This window comes from Frankia sp. RB5 (assembly GCF_059816245.1).
This window is the reverse complement of record NZ_JCBATA010000014.1, coordinates 93,854-118,845: the sequence shown is the minus strand read 5'-3', so window position 1 is coordinate 118,845 and position 24,992 is coordinate 93,854. Positions and strand designations below refer to the sequence as shown.

Genomic DNA, 24,992 nt, shown 5'->3' with positions numbered 1-24,992 from the left:
TCGCCCGTCTCGCCCGTCGTGCCCAAGGTAGAGCCGTTTTCGAGTGCCGATGGTCCATGGTTCGGGCGGGACCCGCACCGCAGGTCGATGACTCCTGGTAGTCGGCGGCCGGCCCGGACCCGCCCGCAGCCGTCAGCCGTCGGACAGCGGAACATTGACGCAGGCCAGGCGGTCTCCGGCCATCCCGGCCTGGCCGGCAGCGGACGCCGTGGCGTGCTCGTGGATCACGACCGAGTGCGCGCCACCGGGCCGGAAGTCCCAGTTCACGACGGCGAAGGCCACCGCGGAGCCGGCCGCGTCCGTGGTGAGGTCCAGCCACACCTCGTTGCGCGGATTGGCGAACGTGGGGTCGACCGACGGCTGGGTCGGATCGGAAACGTTCTGGTAATGCGGCCCGGCGTCCGCGCCGCTGGCTCCGCACGCCTTCTGATGGACATGGGCGCCGAAGGTGTGGGTAGGCGCCAGGCCGTGGACGGCCAGCCCGACGACGGTGCGCGGACCGCGGCTGGCGAGAACGCCCACCGCGGCTCCGACCGGCACCATACCCGGGTCGTAGGTGACGGCCCGGGGCGGGCGCTCGGCATTCCACGCCCGGAAGACCGCCGGTGTGATGATGACGTTTTTGATGCGGGAAATATTCGTGGCCGGCGTATCAGTGGCCGCCGAGGCCGGCCCGGACCCGACCAGAAACAGGAACCCAAGTGCTGCCACCAGGAAAAACACAGGTCTGCGCATGGCAGCCTCCTGAAACGCGTCGGACGACAGGCCAGGACCAGATCGTAGGCAGTGGATGTCCGCGGAGCACGGATTTCCAGGACGTACACGTCGCGTGTCCACCTTCGTGCGTCACTCGGTTGACCAGGTGGCGTGCCAACGTAAAGTTCTGCTCGTGCACCTGCACATGAACCTCTTACTCGGCATGGCGGCGGCGCGCCGGGACCGGGCCGTCGTTTCGGCATCCCGGGCGCCCCACCCGAACGCTGACAGGGCCCGTCGCGCACCATCCCGCCGCCGGCGGTGTTTCGCCCTGCCCACCGCACGGTCCGGCGCCTCGCCGTTGTCGTGGGCGACGCGGCCGGAGCGGTCCGGCTGATACGCGCACCTTCCGACCCACCCTCGTACCAGAATTCGCACGCCGATCACCGTGGTTTGTGCGGACCTTTTTCGCTGTCTCATTCCTGCCGTGGCCGATGGACGGCCCGAGCGCGCCGCGGGGCGCCCAAGGACGAGGAGCATGATGAAACGCGCACTAACATTGCTGTCCGTATTGTGTACGTTCGTGGCGACGCTGACGGTGGGGACGTCGGCGAGCATGGCCGCCACCGCTGACGGGGGCGTCGACTGCCAGCACGTCGCCGCGCCCGACGTCCCCGGCGCGACCGTCGAGTCGCTCACCGGCGTCGACAAGCCGGCCGCGGGCGGCGTGCCGGCGCGCTGTGAGGTCGACCTCTACCTGACCCACCCCAGCGTGGGCGACCATGTCCGTGTGGCCGTCTGGCTGCCCTCCTCCGGCTGGAACGGGCGCTACCAGGGCACCGGCGGCGCCAGCTGGGCGGCCGGCGTCTTCGACTTCTACCTCGCGCCCGCGGTGGCCCAGGGCTTCGCGGCCGCCTCCACCGACGCGGGCACGGGCACGAACCAGGCCGATCCGTCCTCCTGGGCGCTGAAGGCCGACGGCACCGTCAACACCGAGCTGCTGACGAACTTCGCCAGCCGTTCCGTGCACGACATGACCGTGGCCGCCAAGCAGGTCATCACCAGCTTCTACGGAAAGGCGCCGTCGTACTCCTACTGGAACAGCTGTTCCACCGGGGGCCGGCAGGGCCTGATGGAGGCGCAGCGGTACCCGACGGACTACAACGGCATCGTGGCCGCCGCCCCGGCGATCAACGAGGACCGTCTCACGGTCGGTGGACTGTGGCCGCAGGTACTGATGAACGAGTCGCACGACTACCTCAGCTCGTGCAAGCTCAACGCGTTCACCCAGGCCGCGATCGCGCAGTGCGACACCAGGGACGGCGCGCCGGCTGACGGCATCATCGAGCAGCCCGAGGACTGTGACTACGACCCGCACGGCCTGGTCGGCCAGACGGTCGTGTGTGACGGTCAGTCCTCCACCATCACCACCACGGACGCCGACGTCGTGGCCGGAATCTGGCGGGGCCCGACATCTCCCGACGGACGGCACAATCCGTGGTATGGAATGACCAGGGGTGCCGCGCTGGACCAGGTCGCCGCCATCACGACGGATTCGGATGGAACGACGCACGGCGCTCCGTTCCCCGTCACCGACACCTGGATCAGGTACTTCCTGAAGAAGCAGCCGTCGTTTGACACCTCGACCGTCACCCGCGGTCAGTTCGCGCAGCTCTTCGTCCAGTCCCAGAACGAGTACAACAAGATCATAGGCACGGACGACCCCGACCTCACCGCGTTCCGGAACGCCGGTGGGAAGATGATTACCTGGCACGGCCAGGCCGACCAGATCATCACCCCGCTGAACACCGTCGACTACATCCACCGCGTGTGGTCCACGATCGGCAGCGCGGCCGATACGAACTCCTTCTACCGCGTCTTCTTCGCTCCCGGCGCCGGGCACTGCGGACTGGGCAGCTACGGCCCCTTCCCGCCCGACAACGGACTCGGCGCGGTGATGAACTGGGTGGAGAACGGGCAGGCTCCCGCCACGCTTCCCGCCGCCATGGTCGACGGTTCCGGTGCCACTGTCACCCGGAACCTGTGTCTGTTCCCGCAGACCGCCCACTACGACGGCCACGGCGACCCGAAGGCCGCCGCCAGCTACCACTGCGCCGCGTAGCGGCACATCGGACAGGTCGCTCGATGACAGCCCGTGGCGCCCGTCACGGGCTGTCATCGATTCTGGTCACGCCGCCTATCCTTGGCGTCGGGGCGCTGTCGGCGCGCCCCGGTCCAGGTGGGGGGTGCTGATGCCGCCGGAGACGTCGCCGTCGGAGGGGCTCGCGACGCCGGAGTGGAACGGCTCGTCTCCGTCGCCGGGACCGGTCACCCGCGGGGCGACCGAGCCGGGGCTGTTGCCGTCCACCCAGCGGCTCCTGCTGCGTCGCGCGGCGGCCGAGCAGGCACACGGGCGCGCGCCGTCGCTGGTGGCCGCGGTGGCGCGCGGCGGCCGGCCGGTGTGGACGGCCGGCCGGGGGCGCACGATCGCCGTCGCCGACCTGCACCGGGCCGGCGCCGCCGAGGCCGTCCGGCCGGATGACCACACCCAGTACCGGATCGGCTCGATCACGAAGACCTTCACCGCGGCGATGGTGCTGCGGCTGCGCGACGAGGGCCGGCTGTCGCTGGGTGATCCGCTGGAGCGGCACCTGCCGGGAACCCCGATCGGCGGCCGGACGATCGCCCAGCTGCTCTCGCACCTCGGCGGCATCGGCGCCGAGACGCCCGAGCCCTGGTGGGAACGAGTGGCGGGCTCGGCCCATCCCGCGCTCGCCGACGCGATCGGGCCGTCGCCCGACCGGTTCCGCCCGGGACGGCGCCACCACTACACCAACGTCGGTTTCGCCGTGCTCGGCGAGCTCGTGGCCCGGCTGCGCGGGACGAGCTGGGAGCGGGCGCTGCACCGGGAACTGCTCGCCCCGCTGGGGATGACCCGCACGTCCACCCTGCCCACCGCACCCCACGCCGACGGCTTCGCCGTTCATCCGCACGCCGATGTGCTGCTGCCCGAGCCCGCCCACGACGCGGGCGTGATGGGTCCGGCGGGTCAGCTCTGGTCGACCACGGCGGACCTGGTGCGCTGGGCGGCCGTCCTCGGCGGGCACACCGACGCGGTGCTGTCCACCGACACGCTGGCCGAGATGCGCGAGCCGGCCGCCGTCGAGGGGGACGACGGCGAATGGCGCCTCGGCGCCGGCCTCGGCGTGCAACTGCTGCGCACGCCGGGCGGGATCCTCGTCGGGCACGGCGGATCGATGCCCGGGTTCGTCGCCGCGCTGTGGACCCGGCCCGCGGGCACCGCGGCGGTGGCGATGGCGAACGCGACGAGCGGTGTCGCCGTCGTCGACCTCGCGGTGGACCTGATCGACGCCGCCGACACCGCGGAGCCGCCGCTGCCGGCCGAGTGGGTGCCGGCTGGCCCGCGTGGGCGGGAACCGCTCGACCTCACCGGCGTCTGGTATTGGGGTCCGGCGCCCTATTCGGTGTCCCTGCGGCCGGACGGCGGCCTGCTGCTCGCTCCGCTCGGTCGGTTCGGGCGCGCCTCCCGGCTGCGGCCGGACCCGGCCGGCGGCGAGCGCTGGATCGGCGTCGACGGCTACTTCGCCGGCGAGACGCTGACGCCGCGGCGAGGCGTCGGCGGCGCGGCGGACCACCTTGAGGCCGCCTCGTTCGTGTTCACGCGGGCCCCCTACCCCCCGGGCGGGGCGGTGCCTGGCGGCGTCGACCCGGACGGCTGGCGCTGCGGCCCCGGTCCTGTCCCCGCGTCGCCCCGCTGAGCCACCGGCGCGGGGCTCGAACGCCGCCGCCAGTTGCTTTGCGCTGTCTGCTTACGGGGTGTAATGTCCCTGCCCGCGGGGGCGAAGGTCCCGAATTGTCGCATCCTCTGACATGCTTCGTGCGTGTTAAGCCGGGGGATGCCCTGCCGTGGCGCCGTTCGGCCAGGCGGGAGGTGGCGTGGAGCGCAGCTGGCGGCCCGCCGCGTCGTCGCAGGTGACGGCCCACGCCGCGGCCCTCACGCGGGCCCGGTCGGGCCACGCCGGACGGGGGTCGCCTGGCCCGCCGACGGGTGCGGGAGGTCCGCGGGTACCCGACGCGCACGGACGATCTCAGGGGCTGGGGCTTCGTAGTCTGGTTCGCGCGGGTACGCACGGCGCGTGGCGGAGCGGTTGTGGTCGGCGGCGCCCGCCGGCGGCACAGGCCGGGCCGGGTCGGGTCGGGTCGGGGCGGTGGTCAGCGGCGTCCGGGCGGTACCGCGGTGGCGATGGTGGGTCCGGCCCGGAAACGCCGGGCGGCCGGATGGACAGGCACAGACTGATCAGGGAGGTCCCATGCTCCGGCGAACGGCGCGTCGCGGCACCATCGTCCGCAGGATGACCACAGAGGTGATCACGGAAGGTGAACCTGCGCGGCCCGTCCATCTCACCTTTGGCTTCGACGCGGCGGATCCGATCGCCGTCACCCTGACCGTCGGCGCCACCGGGGCGGAGTCGATCGTGTGGCGCTTCGCCCGCCGCCTGCTCGCCGACGGCGCGCGCCGACCGGTCGGCCTCGGTGACGTGCGGGTCCGCCCGATCGTGCTGCGCGGCCAGCCGGCGCTGGCGCTGTGCCTGTCCAGCCCGTCCGGGACGGCCGAGTTCGAGCTGCCCGCGCGGGACGTGGCGGCGTTCCTGTGGCGCACCTACGCGATGGTGGCCGCGGACGCGGAGAGCGGTCTGATCGACTGGAGCTCGGAGCTGCGGTTCGTCCCGGGAATGGGCGCGGCGGGCGGCCATCGGCGGGCCAGGGCCCGGCACGGCGCCTGGCCCCACCACGCCGGCGCCTGATCCAGCCGGCCGGCATCCTTCCCAGGGCCGGCAGCTGACCTGGGCCGATCGCGGCCGGGGGAGGGACTTTGGTCCCGGTTGGGGAGCGACGGTCCGGGCCGCTCAACGGTCGGATCTGCTGATCGCCACGCCCAGGATGGGCGATTTATGCGCCGGTCGCGAGAGGGTGCGCCCCTGAGTCGGCCCGCGACGCCACGCGCGTCGGCGGGTCGCGGGACCCGGCCGGTCCCATCAAAGGTCCCTGGTGATCGCGGTCTCGAACCGGCACGCTTGGGCGATACGCAGATGTCGCCGGGGGGCGACCCGGGACCGGGAGGCCGGATGTGCGTAAAGCCATGACGCCGAGGTCGCGGCTGGTCGAGCCCACGACGGCGGCGCCGGCCTGTGGGCCGTACCCCGCCGCGCCCGGCGCGCCGGCGTCGGCGATGGGTCCGGTTCCGCCGGCCGCCCATGGCTGGGACCCGGCCCGGGAGGCCCGCGGGACGGACAGCGGCCTCGCCGCGTACTGGCGGGCGCGCCCGGCGGTGCCCGGCGCCGGCGGCGACTGGGTGGACGTGGTCGACATCAGCGACGGCCGGCTGGCGATCTGCGTCGGAGACGCCGCCGGGAGTGATCCGCGGGCGGCGGCGTTCGCGCTGCGGGTGCGCACGGCCCTGTGCCGGGCGTTGCTCGCCGGCCACGCGCCCGAGACGGCGGTGAGCGGCACCGTCGACGAGGTCGCCGGCGGCGGTGATCTGGGGGAGATGTTCGCGACCGTCCTCGTCGCGGTGGCGGATCCGCTGACGGGGGCGGTTGACTACGTCAACGCAGGGCATCCGCCGGCGCTTCACCTGGCCGCGGCGGCGGCGCCGCGCGCGCTCGGCCCCACCGGGCCGATCCTGTCCGACCTGTTCGCCGGTAGCCGGATCTGGTCGGCGCGGTCGTTGCTGATGGCCCCGGGTGACCGTCTCGTCCTGTACACCGACGGGGTGAGCGAGGCGCGGGACGCCGCCGGGCGCGCCTTCGGCATTGAGGCGCTGTCCGCCGCTGACAGCCGCAGCCGCCCACCGGCGGAGTTCCTCGAGGACATGGTCGCCCGGGTCGGCGCCCATGCCGCCGGCTCCCAGCCGGACGATCGCACTCTCGCGCTCCTCGTCCGCAGCCCGTTGCCGCGCTGATCTCCGCCGCCGGCCCGACCTCGTGCGCCCCGGACCCCGGGCGAGGCCCCGACCACCGGGAACGGGCCGCTGGGCGGGCGTGTGGTGGCACCACGCCCGCCCAGCGGCCCTCGTCGGTCCGGTCGGCTCAGGTCAGCGGCGCGGGCAGTTGTGGCTGACGGCGCGGGCGGTCTGGCTGTTGCGGGTCGCGTAGGTCACGCCGTTGAAGACGGGGGTGACGCGCTCCTTGTTCGGCACGCCCCAGTCGGCGCGGCCGTCGCCGTTGCGGTCGATCGCCATCTCGAAGTGCAGGTGGGAGACGCCGTTCGAGGTGACGCCGGTGTGCCCGACGCGGCCGATGACGGTGCCGGCGGCCACGTGCTGGCCGACGCGCACCGCACGGGACCGCAGGTGGATGTAGGTGGTGAACCACCGGCCGCCGTGGTTGATCTGGATGATGTTCCCGGCGCCGCGCGGATTGCTGTACGACTGCGTCACCGTGCCGGCCGCCGGCGCGACGACGACCGTGTTCTCCGTGGCCTTCGTCGGCACCCGGAAGATGTCCACCGCGGGGGCGTGCCCGAACGACTCCAGCCGGACCTGGGTGCCGCAGGCGAACGGGAGCTGGAACGCCGGGCGCGACGCCTTCCCCGCGACCCCGCCGCCCGTGGCGGCCTGGGCCGCGCCGGCACCCACGAGCGCGGGGATGAACGACGCGATCAGACCCACGATCGCGAGCCGCAGCCAGCGCCGGGATCGCCGGGTGCCGCCGCGCCCGAATCGTCGCGACCGCGGCTCCGCGGCCTGCGGCGGGGCGGCCGCGGCCAGCTCGGCGGCACCCTCGGACACGTTTTCCGTCGGTTGCATGGTTCTCCCTCTCTCGGATCTGGCGGGGATGGGCGAAACGCATTCCCGGAAAACCCAGTGGATGGTCCGGGCCCGGTGTCGGGCCGGTGGATCCGCCTCGGTATTCGGGCCGGCGTCGGCGCCCATGATTTCCGCGGACCGCCTGGTCCGGGTACCTCCTGAGCGGTGGGTTGCGCATCGCGAGAAGATTCGGTATGGGCGTGCCGCGGCGGATGTGGCGTGGCGGGATCACGACAGTTCGGGTCGCCGGCCGGTCGTCGTGCTGGCGCGTATCATGGCGACGGGAGGGGCGACGGCGAGGGGATTCCGTAAGGCGCGGGAGCGTTTCGTCTCCCAGCCGGAGAGGACATCCGGTGGAAACTGTGCTGGTCGCTCTACCGCACGCGGACGGTCGGCGGCGGGTGACCCCGCTGCGGCCCGGGGACCAGCTGCGCTTCGGACGCGGCGGTGACGGGTCGGACGTCGAGCTGGAGTTTCCGGACGCGGCTGTGTCCCGGCTGGCCGGCGAGATCCTCGCCACCGCGGACCACTGGTGCCTGAGCAACCTCAGCCGGGAGAGCACCTACGTCGTCGAGAATCCCGAGGGCGCCGGCGAGCACATGAAGGTGCCGCCCGGCCGGGTCGCCGCACCGGTGCCGTTCGAGATCTCCCGGGTGCTCGTGCCCAGGCGGCGGGACGTCGCGTCCTTCGAGGTGTTCGCCCCCGCCCACTCCTATCTGGAGATACCGGCGGCCGGGGACGGCGAGCCGACCGTCCCGGCGCTCCCTCTCGACGTCACCTCGAAGTATTTTCTGGTGCTGCTCGCGCTGTGCGAGCCGAGGCTGCGGGACGAGTCCCAGGTGCGCATTCCGACCGTCGCCGGCGTGGTGCGGCGCCTGCGGCCGCTGGCGCGCTGCCAGGATCTCACCGTGGACGCGGTCGCCTTCCACATCGACTATCTGACCCGAACCAAGCTGCGTTTCCGGGAACCCGGCGAAGCTGCCGACACCGGTAGCGCCCGGCGGGAGAGCCTGGTTTCCCGGGCGATTCGGTTCAACCTCGTCCGAGAATCCCATCTCACGCTTCTCCCGCCGCGTCCGCGGCTCGCCGACCGCACTTCGGCGTAGCACTGATGACCGGCCTGGCGGACGCGTCGGCGGCGGACGCGGCGACGGTGGGCTGGGCGGTGCGCGTGCCGTGCGGGTACCGCGTCGGCCGGTGGACCGTGACGGAGCCGATCGCGACCGGTGGCTGGGGCAGCGTCTACGCCGCCCGCCGCGAGGACGGCGCCGGCCCGGCGGCCGCGGCCGGACCGCCGCGGGAGGCGGCGCTGAAGTTCCTGCCGACCGGCACGCTGACGCCGCGCCAGGTGGGCCAGCTCGCCGACATGGCGGCCCGGGAGACGCGCAACCACCGGCTGCTCGCCCATCCGCGGCTGATCCGGGCGTTCGAGACGCTGGTCGTCGACGATCCCGCGCGGCCGGTGCTGGACGGCGCCGTCGTGATCGTCATGGAGCGGGCCACCGGCTCGCTGCGGGACCTGATCCTGCGCTCGGGGGACGGTCCGGTGCCGGGGGCACCGCGGCTCGCCGCGCAGATCTGCGCCGGCCTCGCCTACCTGCACGGCGCCGGGTGGGTGCACGGCGACATCAAGCCCGCCAACGTGCTGATGATGGCGGACGGGTCCGTCCGGCTCTCCGACCTGGGCCTCGCCGACGAGCTGCACGGCACCCACGCCTACGCGCCGCCCGTCGCCTCCCCCGACTTCGCCCCGCCGGAGCGCTGGGACGAGCGGATGGGGGAACGCGGCTTCGCCACCCGTCCGAGCGCGGACGTCTGGGCCCTCGGCGTCACCGCGCATCTGCTGCTCAGCGGCGCGCACCCGTTCGACGGGGCCACCCCGCACGCCCGGGCGCTGGCCGCCGCCCGCTACGCCGCCGGTGCCGCGCCGCTGACGCTGTCCGCCGAGCTGCCCGCCGGCTGGGACGGCGTCATCCGGGACTGTCTCGCGCCCACGCACGACCGCCGCCGCGCGCACCCCGCCGACCTCCTGCTGACCCGGATGAACGCCCTGGCCGGCGAGGAGCCCGCCGATCAGATCCCAGCCAGCCAGCCTCCTCCCGATCACCCTCCGCTCGAGCCGATTTCGCTCGAGCCGATTTCGCCCGACGGGCCGGTGCCCGATGGGGACGCCGCCGCGGCGCTCTCTGCCGGCGGGTCCGCGGCGCGGGGCGGCGGTCCGCGGCCAGGCGCCCGGCGCAGGCTGGCGTTCCTGGCGGCGACGCTGGTCACGGCCACCGCCGCCACACTGGGGGTCTTCACCCTGGGTGACAGCGGTGACCGGCAGGAGTCACCGGGACGGCAGACGTCCGCGGCGGGCGGAGCCTCGCCCGCGGCGAGCGGGCCAGCGTCGGACCAGCTTCTGCGCGGCGACGCGGGCATACCCGCCCGCTACCGGCAGCTCATCGTCGACGCCGGGCGCGCCTGCCGGGAACCGGGCCTGAGCCCGGCGCTGGTCGCGGCGATGCTGCGGGTCGAGAGCAACTTCGACCCGGACCTGGCCGATCCGGCCCGCGGTGAGTACGGCATCGCCCGGTGGACGCCGTCCGTCCTGCGGTACTACCTGCCGGACGGGCAGCGTGACGCCGAACCGCACCCGCCGTTCCCTCCGGAGATCTCGATACCCGCGGTGGGGCGGTTCCTGTGCTTCCTCGGACCGAGGCTCGTCGGCGTCCCCGGCGACGCGGGCCTGCTGCTCGCCGCCGCGTACCGGACGTCCGCCACCGCGGTCGTGCGCTCCGGCGGCCCGCCGGCCGACACGCTCGGCTACGTCGGGGACGTCCGCCGGTTCCGCGACCGCTACGACCCGCGCACGCCCGCCGCGAACTGACGCCTGGACGGGCCGGTCAGCTCGCCCCCGGAACGGTCGCCGACCGTTCGTTGAAGCTGAAGCCGTCCTGCCCCGCCGTCTGCCGGAAGGTGCTGAACGCCTGGTCGGCGGAGGTGATGTCGGCGTCCGTCGCGGTGCCGTTCCTCAGTTTGGAGGTGACCGTCGAGAAGGTGTTCCGGATGGACTGGGTCGCGTTGCACAGCCCGGGATTGGCGAGGGCGAATCCGTTGGCGACCCGCAGCTCGTGCACGACGAAGACGCCGGCGACCGCGGCCTTGGCGAACGTGCGCTTGCGCTTGTCCGCGCCCGCCTTGAAGCCGCCGCCGCGCAGCGGCTTGTAGATGTACCGGTGGAAGGCGCCGAGGCCGAGCCCGGCGTGCAGCGCGAAACGCGTCTTGGCGAAGGCCCGGCTGTTCCCGCCCGTCGGGCACGCCCCGGTGTACTCGGTGTCGCTGGCGGTGGTGGTGCCCGAGGAGGACGACGAATGCGTCTTACCGCCGCAGCCGGCCACCAGCACGAGGCTCAGAACCGCGATCGTGACCACCGCGAGATACCGCGCTTTGCGCACGCTGGTGCCCCTCCTCAGACCCTGACGACGTAGACCGGGACGGCCTTGTCAGCGGCGCCGAGCATATCGGTTAGCGAGACGTTGGGAAGTCATGTGGTGGATTGGGGCGACATGGTCGGTCATGTGGCTCTGTCGTGCCATCGGTGGCCTGGACCTTCCGGGCGTGCCGCGACCGTGCCGCGCCTACCAGGTGATGGGCAGGCGTTCGGGGTAGCGCCAGATCGAGCCGGTGTGCCAGGGCACCTGGTCGGCGGGGATCGCCAGCCGCAGGTCGGGGAAGCGGGTGAGCAGCCGGTCGAGGGCGATGCGCAGCTCGGCGCGGGCGAGGTTCGCGCCGGGGCAGTAGTGGGCGCCGTGACCGAAGGTCATGTGGGTGGCGGGCGGGCGGGTGAGGTCGAGTTCGTCTGGCCGGTCGAACACCTCCGGGTCGCGGTTGGCCGTCAGATACGACACGTGCACGGCGTCTCCCGCCCGGATGGTGACCCCACCGAGCTCCACGTCGTCGAGGGCGACGCGGGCGATGCCGACGCCCTGGCGGAACGGGATGAACCGGAGCAGCTCCTCCAGCGCCGGCGCGAGCAGGTCGGGCCGGGAGCGCAGCAATGCCAGGTCGCCGGGGCGGGTGAGCAGCGTGTAGAGGATGTTGCTGAGCTGGTAGGTGCTGGTGTCGTGGCCGGCCAGGGCGAGCACCATCGCCATGACGCCGAGCTCGGTGTCGTCCAGGCGGTCGTCGCCGTCGCGGGCCAGGGCCAGCGCGCTGATCAGGTCGTCGCCGGGGTGGCGTCGGCGGTCCGCGGCCAGGTCGACGAAGTAGGCGCGCATGGCGGCCTGGGTCTCGCGGCCGCAGCGGGCCCCGGCGGCGGTGGACATCAGGGCGAGCGCCCATCCTCGGATGCGGGCCTGGTCCGCGGTGGGGATCGCCAGAACCTCGCAGATGGCGGCGAGCGGCAGCCGGGCGGCGACGTCCGCGGTGTACTCGGCCGGAGCACCGCGGCCGGCCATCTCGTCGAGGAGACCATCGACGATTCGGCGGATCCTCGGCTCCATCCGCCGAACCTGGCCGGCGGTGAAGCCCTGCGCGACCAGCCGGCGCAGGCGGGTGTGCTCAGGGGGATCCATCAGGTTGATCGCGTCGCTCTGCGCGATGGGTTCGGGGGTCATCCGCGGGAGGTCGCGGCCGAGGCCCGCGGCCCGGCTGAACCTGCGGTCGCTGACCACGGTGCGCACGTCCTCATAGCGGGTCACCAGCCAGGCCCAGCCCTTACCGTGGGCCATGGTGATGCGGGTGATCGGTGCCTCATCGCGCAGCGCCCGCAGCAGCGGGTCGAACTCGAGCGCCGTCGTGTGGTTGAAAGGGCAGCGGCGTGCGCCGGTGTCGGTCGTCATGCGATGCCGTCCCTTCGAACAGTGCGGTCCTGGTCAGAGCGGTCCGGCGGGCGGTCCGGTCCGGCGGGCGGGTCCGGTCGGTCGGCCCTCGGACGGTCAGGTCTGGGCGGCTGGTGGCCGGGAGCGGGTGACTGGGGACGGCCGCGACCGGACCGGCGACGGCCGGGACGGGGCGGGTGCCAGGCGGGCCGGGACCGGTGAGAGCGGGTGGGTCGTCACGACCTCGGCGGGTGCGCGGTCGCGGACCCAGCTGCCGACGCAGGTCTCGGCGGTGATGCCGGGGCCGAATCCGGCGATCATCCCGCGGGCGCCGTGCTCCAGCGAGTCGTCGTCGAACATCCGGCGCAGCGAGTCGAGGACGACGGCGCTGGCGATGTTCCCGTGGTCGGCAAGGGTCGCCCGGCTATGCCGGAAAAAGGACGGATCCACCCCGAGAATGTCGCGCAGGTCGTCGAGAATCCGCGGACCACCGGCATGGATGATGTAGAAGTCGAGGTCCGAGGCGTCCCAGCCGTGCTGCCGGGCGAGTACGCGCAGGGCCGGGGCCAGCATCGCCATCGTGGTGGGCACCCGTTTGTCGAGCTGGAAATGGAATCCGGTCGGCCGGACCGCGTAGGAGATCCATTCCTCGGTGTCCGGCACGAGATAGGAGCTGTTGCGTTCCAGCCGGACCCCGTGCCCCCCGTGCCCGCGCACGACGGCGGCGGCGACCGCGTCGCCGAACAGGCCGTTGGCCAGCAGGGAGCCGATGCCGTCATCGGTCGGCTGGTAGCACAGCGAACAGAACTCGCACGCGACGATGAGGACGTTCGCGTCCGGGTACGCCACACAGAAATCGCTCGCGCGATTGATCGCCGCACCGCCCGCGGCACAGCCGAGCTGGGCGATCGGAATCTGGCGGATGTCGTTCCGGAAACCCATGTTGTTGATCATCCAGGCGATCATCGACGGCATGAGGAATCCGGTGCACGAGACGAAGATGACGGCGTCCACCTGCGGCGCCTCTATTCCGGCGCTGGCCAGCGCGCTGCGTGCCACCGAAGGGACCCGGCGGCGGGCCTCCCGCGCGTAGATCGCGTTGCGCACGTCGAGACCCGGGTGTGTCAGCGTCTGCGTGATCGGCTGTACGAGGTGGCGTTTACGCACGTCGGTGTGCGCGATGAGCCGCAGTACGAGATCCAGCCGAGGGTGATCCGGGTGCAGACGACGCGCCAACTCCAGCGTCTCCTCCATGGAGATCACGTGTTCCGGCACGGCGACGGCCGGACGGCAGAGAACCGGCATTTCGGGGTGCCTTCCTGGAAGGTGCGCCAGCCTGTGGGGATGCAGAACCTGGACTTGTTCCAGGGTCCGGGCGCGTGCTCGCCGGCGGCTGGCCTCCATTTCCCGCTCGGCGCCGCCGGTCCCCGATCACGGGAGCTGTTTACCCCCGGGCGCTGCTTCTCACGCTTTCTGTCCGGGGTGAGCGGTGGCGACCGGGCGTTCGTCCGTTCTTTCCGTCGCGCGGCGTTTTGGCTGATTGGCGCCCACAGCTACGGCACAGGTGCGGCGGCTGCATGATCGGTGGCCGACTCCTCCGCTGCCGCCGCCCTCGAGCTCTCCTCGGACACCTCGGCGATGGCCGTGGGCGGCCTCGCCGGCCGTGATCCGCCGCCGACTCTCGACCAGTTCGAGCGATATGTGCAAGTTGGCCAGGTGGGCTACTCCCTCGACGGCGGCGCGGGCACAGGGCGAGGGGATCCGGCGGTCCGGCGAGCGGGATCGCCGCCGGGGTCCGGCAGCCTTCCACGCCGATCACGACCGGTGGCCGGCACATCTACGACCTCACAAAGTCGCTGGCCAGGACGGTCGCCTGAACCCGACCGCCGGGAATCCGACGGTGCTGGGTCAAGGTCAGGAGCCTCCACGGTGGCAGGGGGCGGGCCATCCTCCTGGAAGGGGCGTGCCGAAGCGATAAATTCCTTAAGCTATGGTGACTTGCGAGGCTCGTCGGGCAGATGATCAGGGAGCTGATTTGCGGTGACGGATGTGGATCGGCGCGCCTCGGGACCCGAGCGACGCGAGGAGCGCGGTCCGGCCGGTCGGGGCGCACTTGATCTGAAGACGGACCAGCCGCACACGGCGCGCATGTACGACTATTACCTTGGCGGCAAGGACCATTTTCCGGCCGACCGGGAAGCCGCCGAGGCTGCCATCGCCGCATTTCCGAACGCGCGGACCACGGCCCGGCAGAATCGGGCCTTCATGAATCGGACAGTGCGTTATCTGGCCGGTGAGGCCGGTATCCGTCAGTTCCTCGACATCGGCACCGGGATTCCCACCAGTCCGAACCTGCACGAGGTCGCCCAGGAGATCGTCCCCGAGGCGCGGATCGTCTACACCGACAACGATCCGATCGTGCTGGCTCACGCCCGCGCGCTGCTGGTCAGCACGCCGCAGGGCCGTACCACCTACGTGGAAGCCGATCTGCGCGACGTCGAGCGCATTCTCGAGGCGCCGCAGCTGAGTGCCACCCTGGACCTTTCCCGGCCCGTCGCACTTTCCATGGTCGCCATCGGGCATTTCATTCCCGATGTGGGGGATCCGTACGGGATTGTGCGGCGTTTCCTGGCGGCTCTGCCGTCGGGGAGCTATCTCGTGCTGAGCCACGGAACCGCGGATCACGATCCTGGAATGGAGCAGATGGCGGACATCTACCGTGGCCGTGGAATCCCGTTCCGGAATCGCAACAAAGCCGAGGTCGAGCGTTTCTTTGACGGCCTGGAACTCGTCGATCCGGGCGTCGTCCTCGTGCACTACTGGCGGCCGGACGGTGCGGTCGGGAAGCTGACCGACATGGAAGTCGGCATCTACGGCGGAGTGGCTCTGAAACCATAGCCGTTACGCGGCTCGCTCACGTCCGCGAGGTTCGCTGGCATCAGGGGCCCGAAGCCGGCGACGGGGTGCGAGCACGTCGGGGAAGACCGTGTGCCAGGTGCCGCTGACCGCCTTCTCTGCCGCGGCGACGCCGTCGTCGTTGACGGTGCCCGGACCACCCTCGGTGACGTGGGCCCGTTGCCCATCCTTGGAGAACTCCACCGTCAGGGCCATGCCGTCGGTCGGCGGCAGCGCCTTGGACGCGTAGTGGTCAGGTTGCTCACGCCGACGCCATGACGCCGTGGTCGCCGCGGAAGCCGGCCCGGCGAGCGAACCCGAGGTGGCGGCCGCCAGAGCGAAGGCGGTGGCCGCCAGTGCCTGCGTTCCGTGGCCACGCTGGCACTGCCCGCCGCGCTGATCCAACCCGCGGCGGTTCCGGGCAGATGCGGCGTATCGAGTTGTCGCCGGGGTATGCACGGTTCGTGCTGTCGACGGCTATTGCGAGAAGAAGGCGGTCTGCGCTGCGCTCATGCCGGACTGGTGCGGTCTCGGGAGGTCGTCAGGGGCTCGCCGCCGGCGGCTCCAGACATACCCGTCTTGACCTGCTGCCTCACTGCCGGGGCGGTGAGACCATGCCGTCAGGGCCACGTCGAGCTGGAGCGGGACTGGCCGCCCAGCCCGAGGAGCAGGGCCAGCTCGGTTCGGCGTTCGCGCCGCCCGCCGGTCCTGGGGTGCGCGGCCGGGTCGGGGGGCACGTCCGCCGGCGTGGTGGACGGAGAGTGATTCCGCGCGATGCGGGTTCAGATGGGCCGTGGCCGCGCTGCGCGCCGGGCGCGCCGACCATACCGAGCGGACGGTCTCACCAAAATCCTGTTGATTCCTGGGAATTGTCGCGCTGAATACGATCTCCCCTGAGGTGCCTCTGCCGTGGTAAAATTCGTCTAGGCCGACGATTTACAAATGTCGATAAGATGTCGATCTGGTTGTCGGTCGTTGCCATCCGGTGGGGCACGCCGGAGTGAGGCGGCCGTCGTGACGGCACATTCTGTCTTTTCCTCTCTCGACCGCGGTGACCTCGACCGGTTCGACGACGACGGCGGTGCTCCCGACCGGCCGTCTGTCACCTCGTCCGTGCCGGACACCCAGCCGGTGGCGATGGATCCGGTGTTCTCGGCGACGGGTGACGAAGCGCGCCTGTCCCTGGCTTCGGGCACGGACTCCCTGCCACTTGACGGAAGCTGGTGGCCGCGATCACTGAACCTGGCCGCCGAGCTTCCCGGCCTCGTCACCGCCCTGACCCGGGCCGGCAGGACGGTCGCTCGGATGTCGGTGAACATGGACGCATGGACCGACATACCGGTTTGGCTCACGCGACCCGGCCTGCCCACGCTGAAGGTGAGCGGGTTCCGGACCCTCGACCCCCGGGTCGTCACACTGGGTGCCGGTAACCAGCCCGGGATCTACCTGCTGGTCATTCCGCCCGACACCGCACCCGCGCGTGCATGTGGACTGCTTCGGCTGGCAGGCGCCGGTGCGCTGACCGGTTCGACGGACGTGATCCTGCGCACCGCCGGGGTGACGTCCGCCATATGACCGATGCATCGTCGGCCGAGTGCCGACTGTCCGCGTATCCCGGAGGGGAGGCAGTCGAGCGGGTGGTCAGTTGCGACCTCACGTTGGAGGTCGAGGAGCCCGGGGACATCGCCCTGCACGTTGCCGCCGCCGACGGTTGGGTAGTCCGTGCCGAGCGGCTGGACGTGACGACCGATGGGAAGCCGCTCCCGATGCCGGTCGAACTGGCCGCGCCGCACCGCGGTCGGCTACATCTACTGCGCGCACCCCGGGGAATCCTGTCGGTGTTCTACCGGGCGGAACTCACCGCCCCGTCTGCCCCCGCCGGCCAGCCGATCGTGGCCACCCACGGGGACCTGCCTGGTCTGGAGCAGTTGACCTACCTGCGGGCGAGCCGCTACTGCCCGTCGGATCGGGTCGTCGGGTTCGCGGTCGCCGAGTTCGGTGACCTGCCACCCGGACGGCCCCAGGTGGAGGCGATCACACAGTGGATTCACCAGCGGGTCGGCTATGTCCCGGGCTCCAGCAACGTCCACAGCTCGGCCGACGACGCCCTGCTCACGGGGCAGGGCGTATGCCGCGATTTCGCCCATCTCGGGATCCTGCTGTGCAGGGCGCTGCGGATACCGGCACGCTTCGCCGCGGTGTACGCGCCCGGCCTGACTCCGATGGACTTTCACGCCGTCTTCGAGGCGTGGTTCGACGGCGCGTGGTGGAGCTACGACGCCACCCGCCGAGCCCCCCGGGAGGGTATGGTCCGCGTCGCGACCGGTCGCGACGCGGCTGACACGGCCTTCCTCCACGTCCTACGAGGCATCATCGCCCTCCGGTCGATCGAGGTGACCGCCACGGTCATCGGCATGCTTCCCATCGACGACCACCTCACGGCCCACCCGCTCTGCTGAGCGCCGGCCAGGAACTGCCCGGGGAGCCGCGCACCCGATGACCGCCATCGGCGATCGGGGGTACCGGCCGGACCGCAATGGTCAGCGAGCGCCGTCAGGGGCAGACCGCTGACGACAAGCATGCCTTCCAACACCAGGAAGCAAGGGATCGCGATGAATGACCCAAATCAACTCGACGCAATCGCTTCACGAATGCTCACCGCTCAGCGAGCCAACCGCGGCGCCCGCCACCTCGCCAACGCGGCGGTCGAACTCGGGGAACCGGTCGAGACCACCAGCGTGGCGATCATCCTCGACGAGTACCGCCAGGCGTACCGCGAGGTCCATCGCGTACTCACCGGTGGTGATCCACACGACATCCTCTACCTGGCGGCACGCCTGGACCCCGCCGCCAGCGGCACCGGCGTCTGAGGCTCGACGAGGCCCCGCGCACGCGACTCTCGCGGCGCGGCGGGGATGACCGGCTCGGGTGAGGTCCTGCCTGTCGCGGGCTGCGTGGGGCCGGGCAGCGCCAGGCGCAGGATGCGTCTCCAGACGTTCGCGGTCTGCCGGGGCAGGGAGCCGGTCGTGTAGGGGAGGCCGAACCGTTCGCACAGGGCGCGGACCTGTGGGGCGATCTGCGCATACCGATTGCTGGGCAGGTCGGGAAAGAGATGGTGCTCGATCTGATGACTGAGGTTGCCGCTGAGAAGGTGAAGCGCCGCCGGGCCGCTGATGTTTGCGGAACCGAGCAACTGCCTCAGGTACCATTCTCCTCGGCTCTCGCCTTCGATCTCCTCCTCGGTGAAGGTCCTGGTGCCGTCGGGGAAATGGCCGCAGAAGATGATGGTGTGCGCCCAGACGTTCCTGGATATGTTCGCGGTGAGATTGCCCAGAAACACGGGGAGGAACGCCGGGCCGGCGAGCAGTGGAAATACGACGTAGTCTTTCAGTCCCTGACGGGCTGCCTTCCTGAGGGCGCTGCCGAGGTGGTTCAGGGTCTCGTCCAGGTCTTTTTCCCGGCGCCAGGACTTCTCTATCTCCGTATCGTAGAGCGCGATTCCCCATTCGAAGACGACCGCGAGGGCGAGGTTGTACAGCGGCTGAGCAAGATAGACAGGGCGCCATGGCTGCTCGGGAGTCACCCGGAGCAGACTGTACCCAAGGTCCCGGTCCCGGCCGAGAACGTTCGTGTAGGTGTGGTGAACATAGTTGTGTGCGTACTTCCAGTGGCTTGCGGGGGAGGCAGAATCCCATTCCCAGGTGGTGGAGTGGATGTCGGGATCACGCATCCAGTCCCACTGTCCGTGCAGGACGTTGTGACCGATCTCCATGTTCTCGAGAATCTTGGCGAGGGCGAGCATCGTCGTACCGGTCAGCCAGGCCGGCGGCAGCAGGGAAGCGAACATCACCATCCGGCCGCCGGCCTCGAGTCCCCGTTGAGCCGCGATCACCCGTCGGATGTACCGGGCGTCGTCCGGTCCTCTGCTCGCGAGTACCTCCGCGCGGAGGCGGTCGAACTCCTGACCGAGTACCTCGATATCGCGGACGCTGAGGTGGGTCGGTGCTGCCACTGCCTTGCTCCTTACAGATCGACGTCGACGTCGCCGGTGGCGGCGGACACGCAGGTCTGGATGAGATCGCCCGGAGTGCCGTGTTCCTCGCCGGTGCGCAGGTCGCGGACCCGCCCGCCGGCGAGGGGGGCCAGGCAGCTGTGGCAGACACCCATCCGGCAGCCGCTCGGCATGAGGACGCCCGCTTCCTCGCCGGCGACCAGTAGCGGGGTATCCGCGTTCCCGGTGGTCTCCCGCCCGCTCCGGACGAAGCGCACCCGCCCGCCCTGCCCGCCAACGGGGCGCACCGCCGGCTGGAATCGTTCCGTGAGCAGACGGTCGCTGATACCGGACTCCCGCCAGTACGATTCGGCGCAGTCGACCATGCCGAGCGGCCCGCAGACCCAGGCCATCCGCTCCGGGAGGTCGGTACAGATCGCGGACAGCGCGGCCATCGTCAGCCGTGCCGCGGGCCGGCCGCTCGCAGGGCGGGTGTGATGCTCGTACAGGCGCACAGTCGGGAACCGGGCGGCGATCCGGCGAAGCTCCTCACCGAAGATGACCTCCGAGGCGTTCCGCGCGGAGTGCGCGAGGAAGACGTCGGGCATCCGCCGGCCCTCGGCCAGGTGTCGCAGCATCGACATCACCGGGGTGATCCCGCTGCCGGCGGTCACGAAGAGCAGGCGGTCCGGCAGTTCGTCCGGCAGCACGAACCGTCCCGATGGATGCCCGAGCCGGACGATCTGGCCCGGGCGCAGCGCATGCACGATGTGCCGGGACACCACACCGTCTGGCCTCACTTTCACCGTGATGGCGATGAGGCCGTCCGGGCGTCCGGGCGGGGACGACAGCGAGAAGGTCCGCCGATGCCACACGCCCTCGATGCTCACACCGACCCCGACATGCTGACCCGCCAGGCCTCCTCGCCAGCCCCGACCGGGCCGGACAACGATCGTCGAGGTATCGGACGTCTCCGGAGAAATTTCCTCGACACGCCCGGACAACTGGTGCCGCGACCACAGCGGATTGATGATCGCCCGGAAGTCGTCCGGTCTCAGCGGACTTGTCATGGAGCCCGCCACGGCACCGAGAAGCGCCCTGATGGCCAGCATCGATCTCCTTGTAGCGCGGGCGGGCGAGGGGGATTTCGCCAGACGGTCACCGGCCTCGGCCAGCGGCATATTCGGTCCGTCAGCCGGCACGGTACACCGCCGCCCCGCCCCCGCCCCGTCGACCATCCCGACGGGAAGACCTCCGGAAAGACATTGAGGGCCGGCGGTGGCCCGAGCTCACTGTGGTCAAATGGCAGATCCGGGGCGACGGCTTCACGTAGCATGGCGGTATGGCGGGCGATGATCTGTGGACGACCGCGGGCATCGCCCACCGGTTGGCCATTTCGGTGGAACGAGCCAGGCGGCTGTGCGCCCGGGCGGATTTTCCCAGCCCTGTCCGGTCTGTACCGCATTTCGATCTGTGGCGGGCGAGCGATGTCGAAGCCTGGCTACTGGAGGGTCGGCCTGGCTACTGACCGCGCAGCCGCCCCTCGTCGACGTGGGCACCCGTGGCCGGTCAGGCTCGACGCATGCTGGGTGGAGTAGCGTTCGGCCTCGTCGCGATCGCCCTCGTAGTAGGGGCGGCCTTGGCAGCGCGCCGGTTCGGTCTCCCGGCCCCGGTGCTTCTCGTCGGCGCGAGCGCCGTCTACACGTTGCTGCCCGGCCCGGACCTGCGGCTGGAGCCCGACATCGTTCTGGCGTTGGTCATCCCGCCGTTGCTGTTCTCCGCCGCGCTGAGCTCGAGCCTGCTGGAGATCCGGGCGAACCTGCGAGCGGTGATCTCCCTGTCCGTCCTGCTCGTCGCCGCCACCGCACTGGTCATCGGCGGCCTGTTGGTCACAGTGGTACCGGGTCTGTCGTTCGCCGCCGCCTGCGCTCTCGGCGCGGCCCTGGCGCCACCGGACGCCGTGTCGGCCCTGTCCATCGGACGGCGTGTAGGCCTGCCGGACCGGCTACGCACCGTCATCGAGGGCGAAAGCCTGCTCAATGACGCGACGGCGCTGACCCTCTACACGGTGGCGGTGGCCGCGGTCGTCGGCGGCCCGTTCGACGTCCCGTTCGTCACCGGGAAGTTCCTGGCCGCCGCCCTCGGCGGGATCGCCGTCGGGATCGCCGTCGCCTGGCTCATCGGGCAACTACGGCACCGGATCGAGGAGCCGGTCGCCGAGACGGCCATCTCCCTGGCCACGCCCTTCGCCGCCTACCTGCCGGCCGAGGCGCTGCACGCCTCCGGCGTCCTCGCGGTCGTCACCGCCGGGCTCGTCCTGGGTCACCAGTCCCGGCAGCTGCTGTCCGGGGCGGCCCGGCTGCACGCCCTCGCCGTGTGGCGCCTGGTGGACCTGCTGCTCGAAGGATTCGTATTCCTCCTCATCGGCCAGCAATTCGTCGCCATCGTGCCCGCCATCGAGGACTATCCCCTGGGCACGGTGCTGGCCGCGACGGCGGTGACGATCGGCGGCGTGCTGCTGACCCGAGCGCTGTGGCTGCTGGTCCCCGCCCTGCTCCCGACGCGGCTGCGGTTCCTGTCCCCACATCCTCACCTGTCTGGCCGTGAGCTCGTGGCGTTGTCCTGGTCCGGGATGCGCGGGGTGATCTCACTTGCCGCCGTGTTCGCGCTGCCGCTGTCCACCGACGCCGTCGGGTTCCCCCACCGCGACCTGCTGCTGTTCTGCGCCTACAGCACCGTCCTGCTCACCCTCATCGGACAGGGCCTGACGTTTGGACCACTGCTCCGACGGCTGGGAGTACGGCCCGACGCCGACGAGGGGCGACGCCAGCGCGCCCGGGCCCGCGTAGCCGCGGCCGAAGCCGGCCTACGAACGCTGCGATCCCTCCAAGGGCACGAACCGATCCCCGTCGTCCTCGCCGAACGGCTCCGCCGAGCCGCGGAGGACCGCAAACAACGCAGCGTGGACAGCCTGACATCGCTGAACACCCCTACCGATGAACAGATCCCTCCCGAGAGTCCGACAGACACGTTCGGCCGCGTACGACGCACCATGATCGAGGCCGAGCGAGACGAGCTACAACTCTGGCGAGACACCGGACAGCTCACCGACGTCTCCCTCCGCCTCCTCGAAAACGAACTCGACCACGAAGAAGGAGCGCTTCCCCCTCCCTGAACCGATCCTCAGAGAGCCTCGACCAGATCCAGCGGGCCCTCCGACTGCTGCCGGCGGCCAGGGGCATCGGCCGCCTGGCGGTCCGAACGGCCTGTGCGCCGGGTATGCGAAGCTGCGGCGCGGATTCACACGACGGAACGGGCGCCTACCGCGGCGGCAGGACCAAAGGCGGGTGTCCGGGGCAGCGACTACTCCGACCTGCGCCGTCGGGTCACGGGCGCGGAACTGATGAAACGTCGGCGTATCTGGTATTACGCGCGATGGCGGTGAACATTGGTCTGCTCGCCGGGGGGTGGGTGGAATGCGTCGCGGTGGGAAACTCGTGGTGGCAGCTAGCCACCGCGGCGTTTCTGGCGGTGATGTTCACGCGGGTCGCGTTCATCTGGCATGACGCCGGGCACCAACAGATCTTCACCGGCCGTCGAGGCAACGACACCGTGGGTCTGATACATGGCAACGTGCTGGTCGGGCTGAGCTACGGCGTGCCCTCACGAAGCTGTGGCGCCGTGCTCGCGCTCACCGGCACCACCCAGACCGCACCGTGATCGCCCACCGGCTCACCAGGTTCTACACCTGGTGCGCCGACGCCGCCATCCCCGAACTCGACCGCCTCGCCACCACGATCAGCACCTGGTGGCCCCGCATCGAGGCATTCTGCACACCGGGATCACCAACGCCGCCAGCGAGGCCACAACCGGGTCGTCGAACTCGACGCCCGCAACGCCTACGGCTACCGCAACCCCACCAACCAGCGTCTACGAACACGCTGCGCAACCGCCCGCCGAGCCCGCGGATGCCTCAACCCCGCTCAACTTCGAAGACCCAGTATTATCCGGGCCTGAAATTGTTATTATCGGAGCCGGTGAGGGGACTCGAACCCCTAGCCGCTCGATTACAAGTCGAGTGCGCTACCAATTGCGCCACACCGGCTGGCATCTTGACGATACCTGATCAGATGCTGCTGGCGGTCGACGCGCCGCGGTTGCCGTGCGGTGGCGGCGCGTGCGGGGAGTGGCGTCCAGCCGAGTGGTGTACGAAGAGCAACGATCTAGCGACTCGCCGGAGTGGCGGTCCGTGACATGGGGCGGCCACCGCGTGATCCTCTTGAGAAACATGCGAAGGTGCCGGCGCTGCGGGGACGGCCTGCTGCTCGCGTCGGTCACGCGGGTGGAGCGCCGGCAGGTCGTGGACCTGCCGCCGGTCGGGCCACCCGACCAGCAGGAACTCGCGGGGACCCGCGAGAGCGACCAGGGCACGCAGCGCCCCGGGGAGCGAACCCGAGAGGCTCACGCTCCGTTCTGTGGGAGCTCGAGGGTGTGATTCCCCGGGCGACCCGATCGGGGTATCGTGGCCGCGGCCGGGACGGCGCTGTGGGGCGCGAAACTGGTGACTATGGATAAGTGGCGCAACCGGCCGCTGGCCGAGAACTGCTCTGAACGTGCAGGATCATTCCCGGCCAGCGGGTTGGTACGAGAAAGGGAAATACTTCCTGCCGTCAAAGAATTCTGCGGAGCCAGCCCTCGGTGGAGCCGTCCACGTCACGGTCTGCTTCCAGCGGGGTGAGACTGACGAATCCGTCCTGGATGGCACGGGTGTCGGTACCCGCGGGAGCGGGCTGGTCGTTCGGAGTGAGCCCGATCGTGTAGGTACCCGGCTGTCCCGCCTGCCCGCTGGTCGGCGTGTAGGTGAGATCGAGGGCCACGTTGGTGTCCAAGGCGGTCGACCGGACCCCCTTGGGGGGCAGCGCCGAACCGGGCTTGCCGGTGGCGGGGTCGACGGGGCCAGCCAGAACAGGATAGTTGACGTTGAGACCGACGCCCGGGGGCATCAACACACCGTGCTGCGACTTCCCCTCCAGCTGGTGGACGAGATCCACCACGTATCCGGCCGAGCTCTTCGCGGCGACGGCCGTTCCCTCCCGCCAGGCACTCGAGGTCTGCATGCTGACCGCGATCGCGGGCACGCCGAACTCGAGCGCGGTCAGGGCCGCGTTGACGGTGCCCGAGTGGTTGACCGCCTGACCGAGGTTGTTACCCGGGTTGATCCCGGAGATGACCAGGTCGGGTTTGGTGTTCCGGTAGAGCTTGGTCGAAGGCGAAGAACACGCTGTCCGACGGTGATCCCGAGGCGACCGTCCACACCGACGGCTCGGGCCTGGCAACCGTCAGCTGCAGGGGAGGGATGGAGAAGCGACCACCCTGGCCGCTCTGGTCGGTACCGGGTGCCACGACCACGACGTCATGACCAGCAGCCTTGAGGGAATCACGCAAAGCGACGATCAGTGGCGTGTCGGAGCCTCCGGCGCCCCGCCATCCGTCGTCGTTGGTGAGCAGAATGTGCAGGGGGCGCGCGGGCGCGGGTGTGGGGGTACCAGGACCCGCCGCCGACGCGCTCGACGTGATGCCGACCAGCGAAGAAAGGATGGCCACACCAAGGACGACCGGGATTCTGCGTTTCTTCATTCCGTGAACGTAGAGTCGCCGGAATGGCGCAGTTTTCGACTTTCGACGAACTTTCGGGGAATATAGACACAACTTTCGGTGGATGCGCCGACAGATTCACCCTCTGTGTCCGATCGACTGTTTCGGGGTGATAGCGATGTTT

Annotated in this window: 23 protein-coding genes and 1 tRNA gene; 13 read left to right on the top strand and 11 right to left on the bottom strand. The window is 70.9% G+C overall.

Features of this window, described 5'->3' with window-relative positions; genetic code table 11:
• Positions 1 to 132 precede the first annotated feature (132 nt).
• Positions 133 to 735 carry a superoxide dismutase family protein gene (locus AC6EXY_RS09840; RefSeq protein ID WP_499817020.1) on the bottom strand — a complete coding sequence of 201 codons (603 nt, stop codon included), beginning with the start codon at positions 733 to 735 and terminating at the stop codon, positions 133 to 135.
• 544 nt (positions 736 to 1,279) lie between these two features.
• Here AC6EXY_RS09840 and AC6EXY_RS09835 point away from each other — a divergent pair.
• The 4 genes from AC6EXY_RS09835 to AC6EXY_RS09820 all read left to right on the top strand — a co-directional run bounded on the left by AC6EXY_RS09835 (position 1,280) and on the right by AC6EXY_RS09820 (position 6,679).
• The gene (locus AC6EXY_RS09835) at positions 1,280 to 2,818 is read left to right on the top strand and encodes a tannase/feruloyl esterase family alpha/beta hydrolase (protein WP_499817019.1); all 1,539 of its coding nucleotides are present in this window, start codon (positions 1,280 to 1,282) and stop codon (positions 2,816 to 2,818) included.
• 130 nt (positions 2,819 to 2,948) lie between these two features.
• Positions 2,949 to 4,475: a serine hydrolase domain-containing protein gene (locus AC6EXY_RS09830; protein WP_499817031.1), complete on the top strand. Its 1,527-nt coding sequence runs from the start codon at positions 2,949 to 2,951 to the stop codon at positions 4,473 to 4,475.
• Positions 4,476 to 5,081: 606 nt separating this feature from the next.
• Positions 5,082 to 5,522: an SsgA family sporulation/cell division regulator gene (locus AC6EXY_RS09825; RefSeq protein WP_243407948.1), complete on the top strand. Its 441-nt coding sequence runs from the start codon at positions 5,082 to 5,084 to the stop codon at positions 5,520 to 5,522.
• A 335-nt stretch (positions 5,523 to 5,857) separates the two neighbouring features.
• A complete protein-coding gene (locus AC6EXY_RS09820) occupies positions 5,858 to 6,679 on the top strand; it encodes a PP2C family protein-serine/threonine phosphatase (protein WP_243407949.1) in 822 nt (273 codons plus the stop codon).
• A 132-nt stretch (positions 6,680 to 6,811) separates the two neighbouring features.
• On the opposite strand, the gene AC6EXY_RS09815 is transcribed toward AC6EXY_RS09820, so the two are convergent.
• Positions 6,812 to 7,525 (bottom strand): M23 family metallopeptidase, encoded by a 714-nt coding sequence (locus AC6EXY_RS09815; RefSeq protein WP_165818594.1) that lies wholly within the window; start codon positions 7,523 to 7,525, stop codon positions 6,812 to 6,814.
• A 353-nt stretch (positions 7,526 to 7,878) separates the two neighbouring features.
• Between AC6EXY_RS09815 and AC6EXY_RS09810 the strand changes: the two genes are divergently transcribed.
• Positions 7,879 to 8,631, top strand: coding sequence for a serine/threonine protein kinase (locus tag AC6EXY_RS09810; protein WP_101834112.1), 753 nt, complete (start codon positions 7,879 to 7,881; stop codon positions 8,629 to 8,631).
• Positions 8,632 to 8,636: 5 nt separating this feature from the next.
• Positions 8,637 to 10,394, top strand: a complete 1,758-nt coding sequence (locus AC6EXY_RS09805; protein ID WP_207770505.1) for a protein kinase domain-containing protein — start codon at positions 8,637 to 8,639, stop codon at positions 10,392 to 10,394.
• A gap of 16 nt (positions 10,395 to 10,410) precedes the next feature.
• On the opposite strand, the gene AC6EXY_RS09800 is transcribed toward AC6EXY_RS09805, so the two are convergent.
• The 3 genes from AC6EXY_RS09800 to AC6EXY_RS09790 form a co-directional block, all read right to left on the bottom strand.
• Positions 10,411 to 10,962, bottom strand: coding sequence for a hypothetical protein (locus AC6EXY_RS09800; RefSeq protein WP_243407950.1), 552 nt, complete (start codon positions 10,960 to 10,962; stop codon positions 10,411 to 10,413).
• Between the two features lie 183 nt (positions 10,963 to 11,145).
• Positions 11,146 to 12,348 (bottom strand): cytochrome P450, encoded by a 1,203-nt coding sequence (locus AC6EXY_RS09795; RefSeq protein ID WP_499817017.1) that lies wholly within the window; start codon positions 12,346 to 12,348, stop codon positions 11,146 to 11,148.
• A 96-nt stretch (positions 12,349 to 12,444) separates the two neighbouring features.
• Positions 12,445 to 13,632, bottom strand: coding sequence for a type III polyketide synthase (locus tag AC6EXY_RS09790; RefSeq protein WP_101834118.1), 1,188 nt, complete (start codon positions 13,630 to 13,632; stop codon positions 12,445 to 12,447).
• Positions 13,633 to 13,911: 279 nt separating this feature from the next.
• On the opposite strand from AC6EXY_RS09790, the gene AC6EXY_RS09785 reads away from it, so the two are divergent.
• Together AC6EXY_RS09785 and AC6EXY_RS09780 are read left to right on the top strand one after the other, a co-directional pair.
• Entirely contained in the window at positions 13,912 to 14,349 is a 438-nt protein-coding gene (locus tag AC6EXY_RS09785; protein ID WP_499817016.1) for a mannosyltransferase YkcB-related protein, read from the top strand.
• A gap of 27 nt (positions 14,350 to 14,376) precedes the next feature.
• Positions 14,377 to 15,225 (top strand): SAM-dependent methyltransferase, encoded by an 849-nt coding sequence (locus AC6EXY_RS09780; protein WP_423748149.1) that lies wholly within the window; start codon positions 14,377 to 14,379, stop codon positions 15,223 to 15,225.
• Positions 15,226 to 15,228: 3 nt separating this feature from the next.
• Here the strand turns inward: AC6EXY_RS09780 and AC6EXY_RS09775 are convergent, their stop codons facing one another.
• A complete protein-coding gene (locus AC6EXY_RS09775; RefSeq protein WP_499817015.1) occupies positions 15,229 to 15,627 on the bottom strand; it encodes a hypothetical protein in 399 nt (132 codons plus the stop codon).
• Between the two features lie 609 nt (positions 15,628 to 16,236).
• Between AC6EXY_RS09775 and AC6EXY_RS09770 the strand changes: the two genes are divergently transcribed.
• The 3 genes from AC6EXY_RS09770 to AC6EXY_RS09760 all read left to right on the top strand — a co-directional run bounded on the left by AC6EXY_RS09770 (position 16,237) and on the right by AC6EXY_RS09760 (position 18,092).
• Positions 16,237 to 16,797, top strand: a complete 561-nt coding sequence (locus AC6EXY_RS09770; RefSeq protein WP_101834121.1) for a DUF5994 family protein — start codon at positions 16,237 to 16,239, stop codon at positions 16,795 to 16,797.
• Positions 16,794 to 17,681 carry a transglutaminase-like domain-containing protein gene (locus AC6EXY_RS09765; protein WP_101834122.1) on the top strand — a complete coding sequence of 296 codons (888 nt, stop codon included), beginning with the start codon at positions 16,794 to 16,796 and terminating at the stop codon, positions 17,679 to 17,681. Before AC6EXY_RS09770 ends, AC6EXY_RS09765 begins: the two co-directional genes overlap by 4 nt.
• 120 nt (positions 17,682 to 17,801) lie before the next feature.
• Complete coding sequence (locus tag AC6EXY_RS09760) at positions 17,802 to 18,092, top strand: hypothetical protein (protein ID WP_499817014.1); 291 nt, start codon at positions 17,802 to 17,804, stop codon at positions 18,090 to 18,092.
• Here the strand turns inward: AC6EXY_RS09760 and AC6EXY_RS09755 are convergent.
• Together AC6EXY_RS09755 and AC6EXY_RS09750 are read right to left on the bottom strand one after the other, a co-directional pair.
• Entirely contained in the window at positions 18,044 to 19,234 is a 1,191-nt protein-coding gene (locus AC6EXY_RS09755; protein WP_101834126.1) for a fatty acid desaturase family protein, read from the bottom strand. The two genes, AC6EXY_RS09760 and AC6EXY_RS09755, sit on opposite strands and share 49 nt — an antisense overlap.
• Positions 19,235 to 19,245: 11 nt before the next feature.
• Positions 19,246 to 20,283 carry a ferredoxin reductase gene (locus AC6EXY_RS09750; RefSeq protein ID WP_499842327.1) on the bottom strand — a complete coding sequence of 346 codons (1,038 nt, stop codon included), beginning with the start codon at positions 20,281 to 20,283 and terminating at the stop codon, positions 19,246 to 19,248.
• Between the two features lie 512 nt (positions 20,284 to 20,795).
• On the opposite strand from AC6EXY_RS09750, the gene AC6EXY_RS09745 reads away from it, so the two are divergent.
• Positions 20,796 to 22,388, top strand: coding sequence for a Na+/H+ antiporter (locus AC6EXY_RS09745; RefSeq protein WP_101832894.1), 1,593 nt, complete (start codon positions 20,796 to 20,798; stop codon positions 22,386 to 22,388).
• Between the two features lie 260 nt (positions 22,389 to 22,648).
• Complete coding sequence (locus AC6EXY_RS09740) at positions 22,649 to 22,933, top strand: hypothetical protein (RefSeq protein WP_499817012.1); 285 nt, start codon at positions 22,649 to 22,651, stop codon at positions 22,931 to 22,933.
• Between the two features lie 312 nt (positions 22,934 to 23,245).
• On the opposite strand, the gene AC6EXY_RS09735 is transcribed toward AC6EXY_RS09740, so the two are convergent.
• From AC6EXY_RS09735 to AC6EXY_RS09725, 3 genes are all read right to left on the bottom strand, one after another.
• Positions 23,246 to 23,318: transfer RNA gene (locus AC6EXY_RS09735), tRNA-Thr, on the bottom strand.
• Between the two features lie 565 nt (positions 23,319 to 23,883).
• Positions 23,884 to 24,432, bottom strand: a complete 549-nt coding sequence (locus AC6EXY_RS09730) for a 5'/3'-nucleotidase SurE (protein ID WP_499817030.1) — start codon at positions 24,430 to 24,432, stop codon at positions 23,884 to 23,886.
• Positions 24,419 to 24,850: a 5'/3'-nucleotidase SurE gene (locus tag AC6EXY_RS09725; protein WP_499817011.1), complete on the bottom strand. Its 432-nt coding sequence runs from the start codon at positions 24,848 to 24,850 to the stop codon at positions 24,419 to 24,421. The genes AC6EXY_RS09730 and AC6EXY_RS09725 overlap by 14 nt, the downstream gene beginning before the upstream one ends.
• Between the last annotated feature and the right edge of the window lie 142 nt (positions 24,851 to 24,992).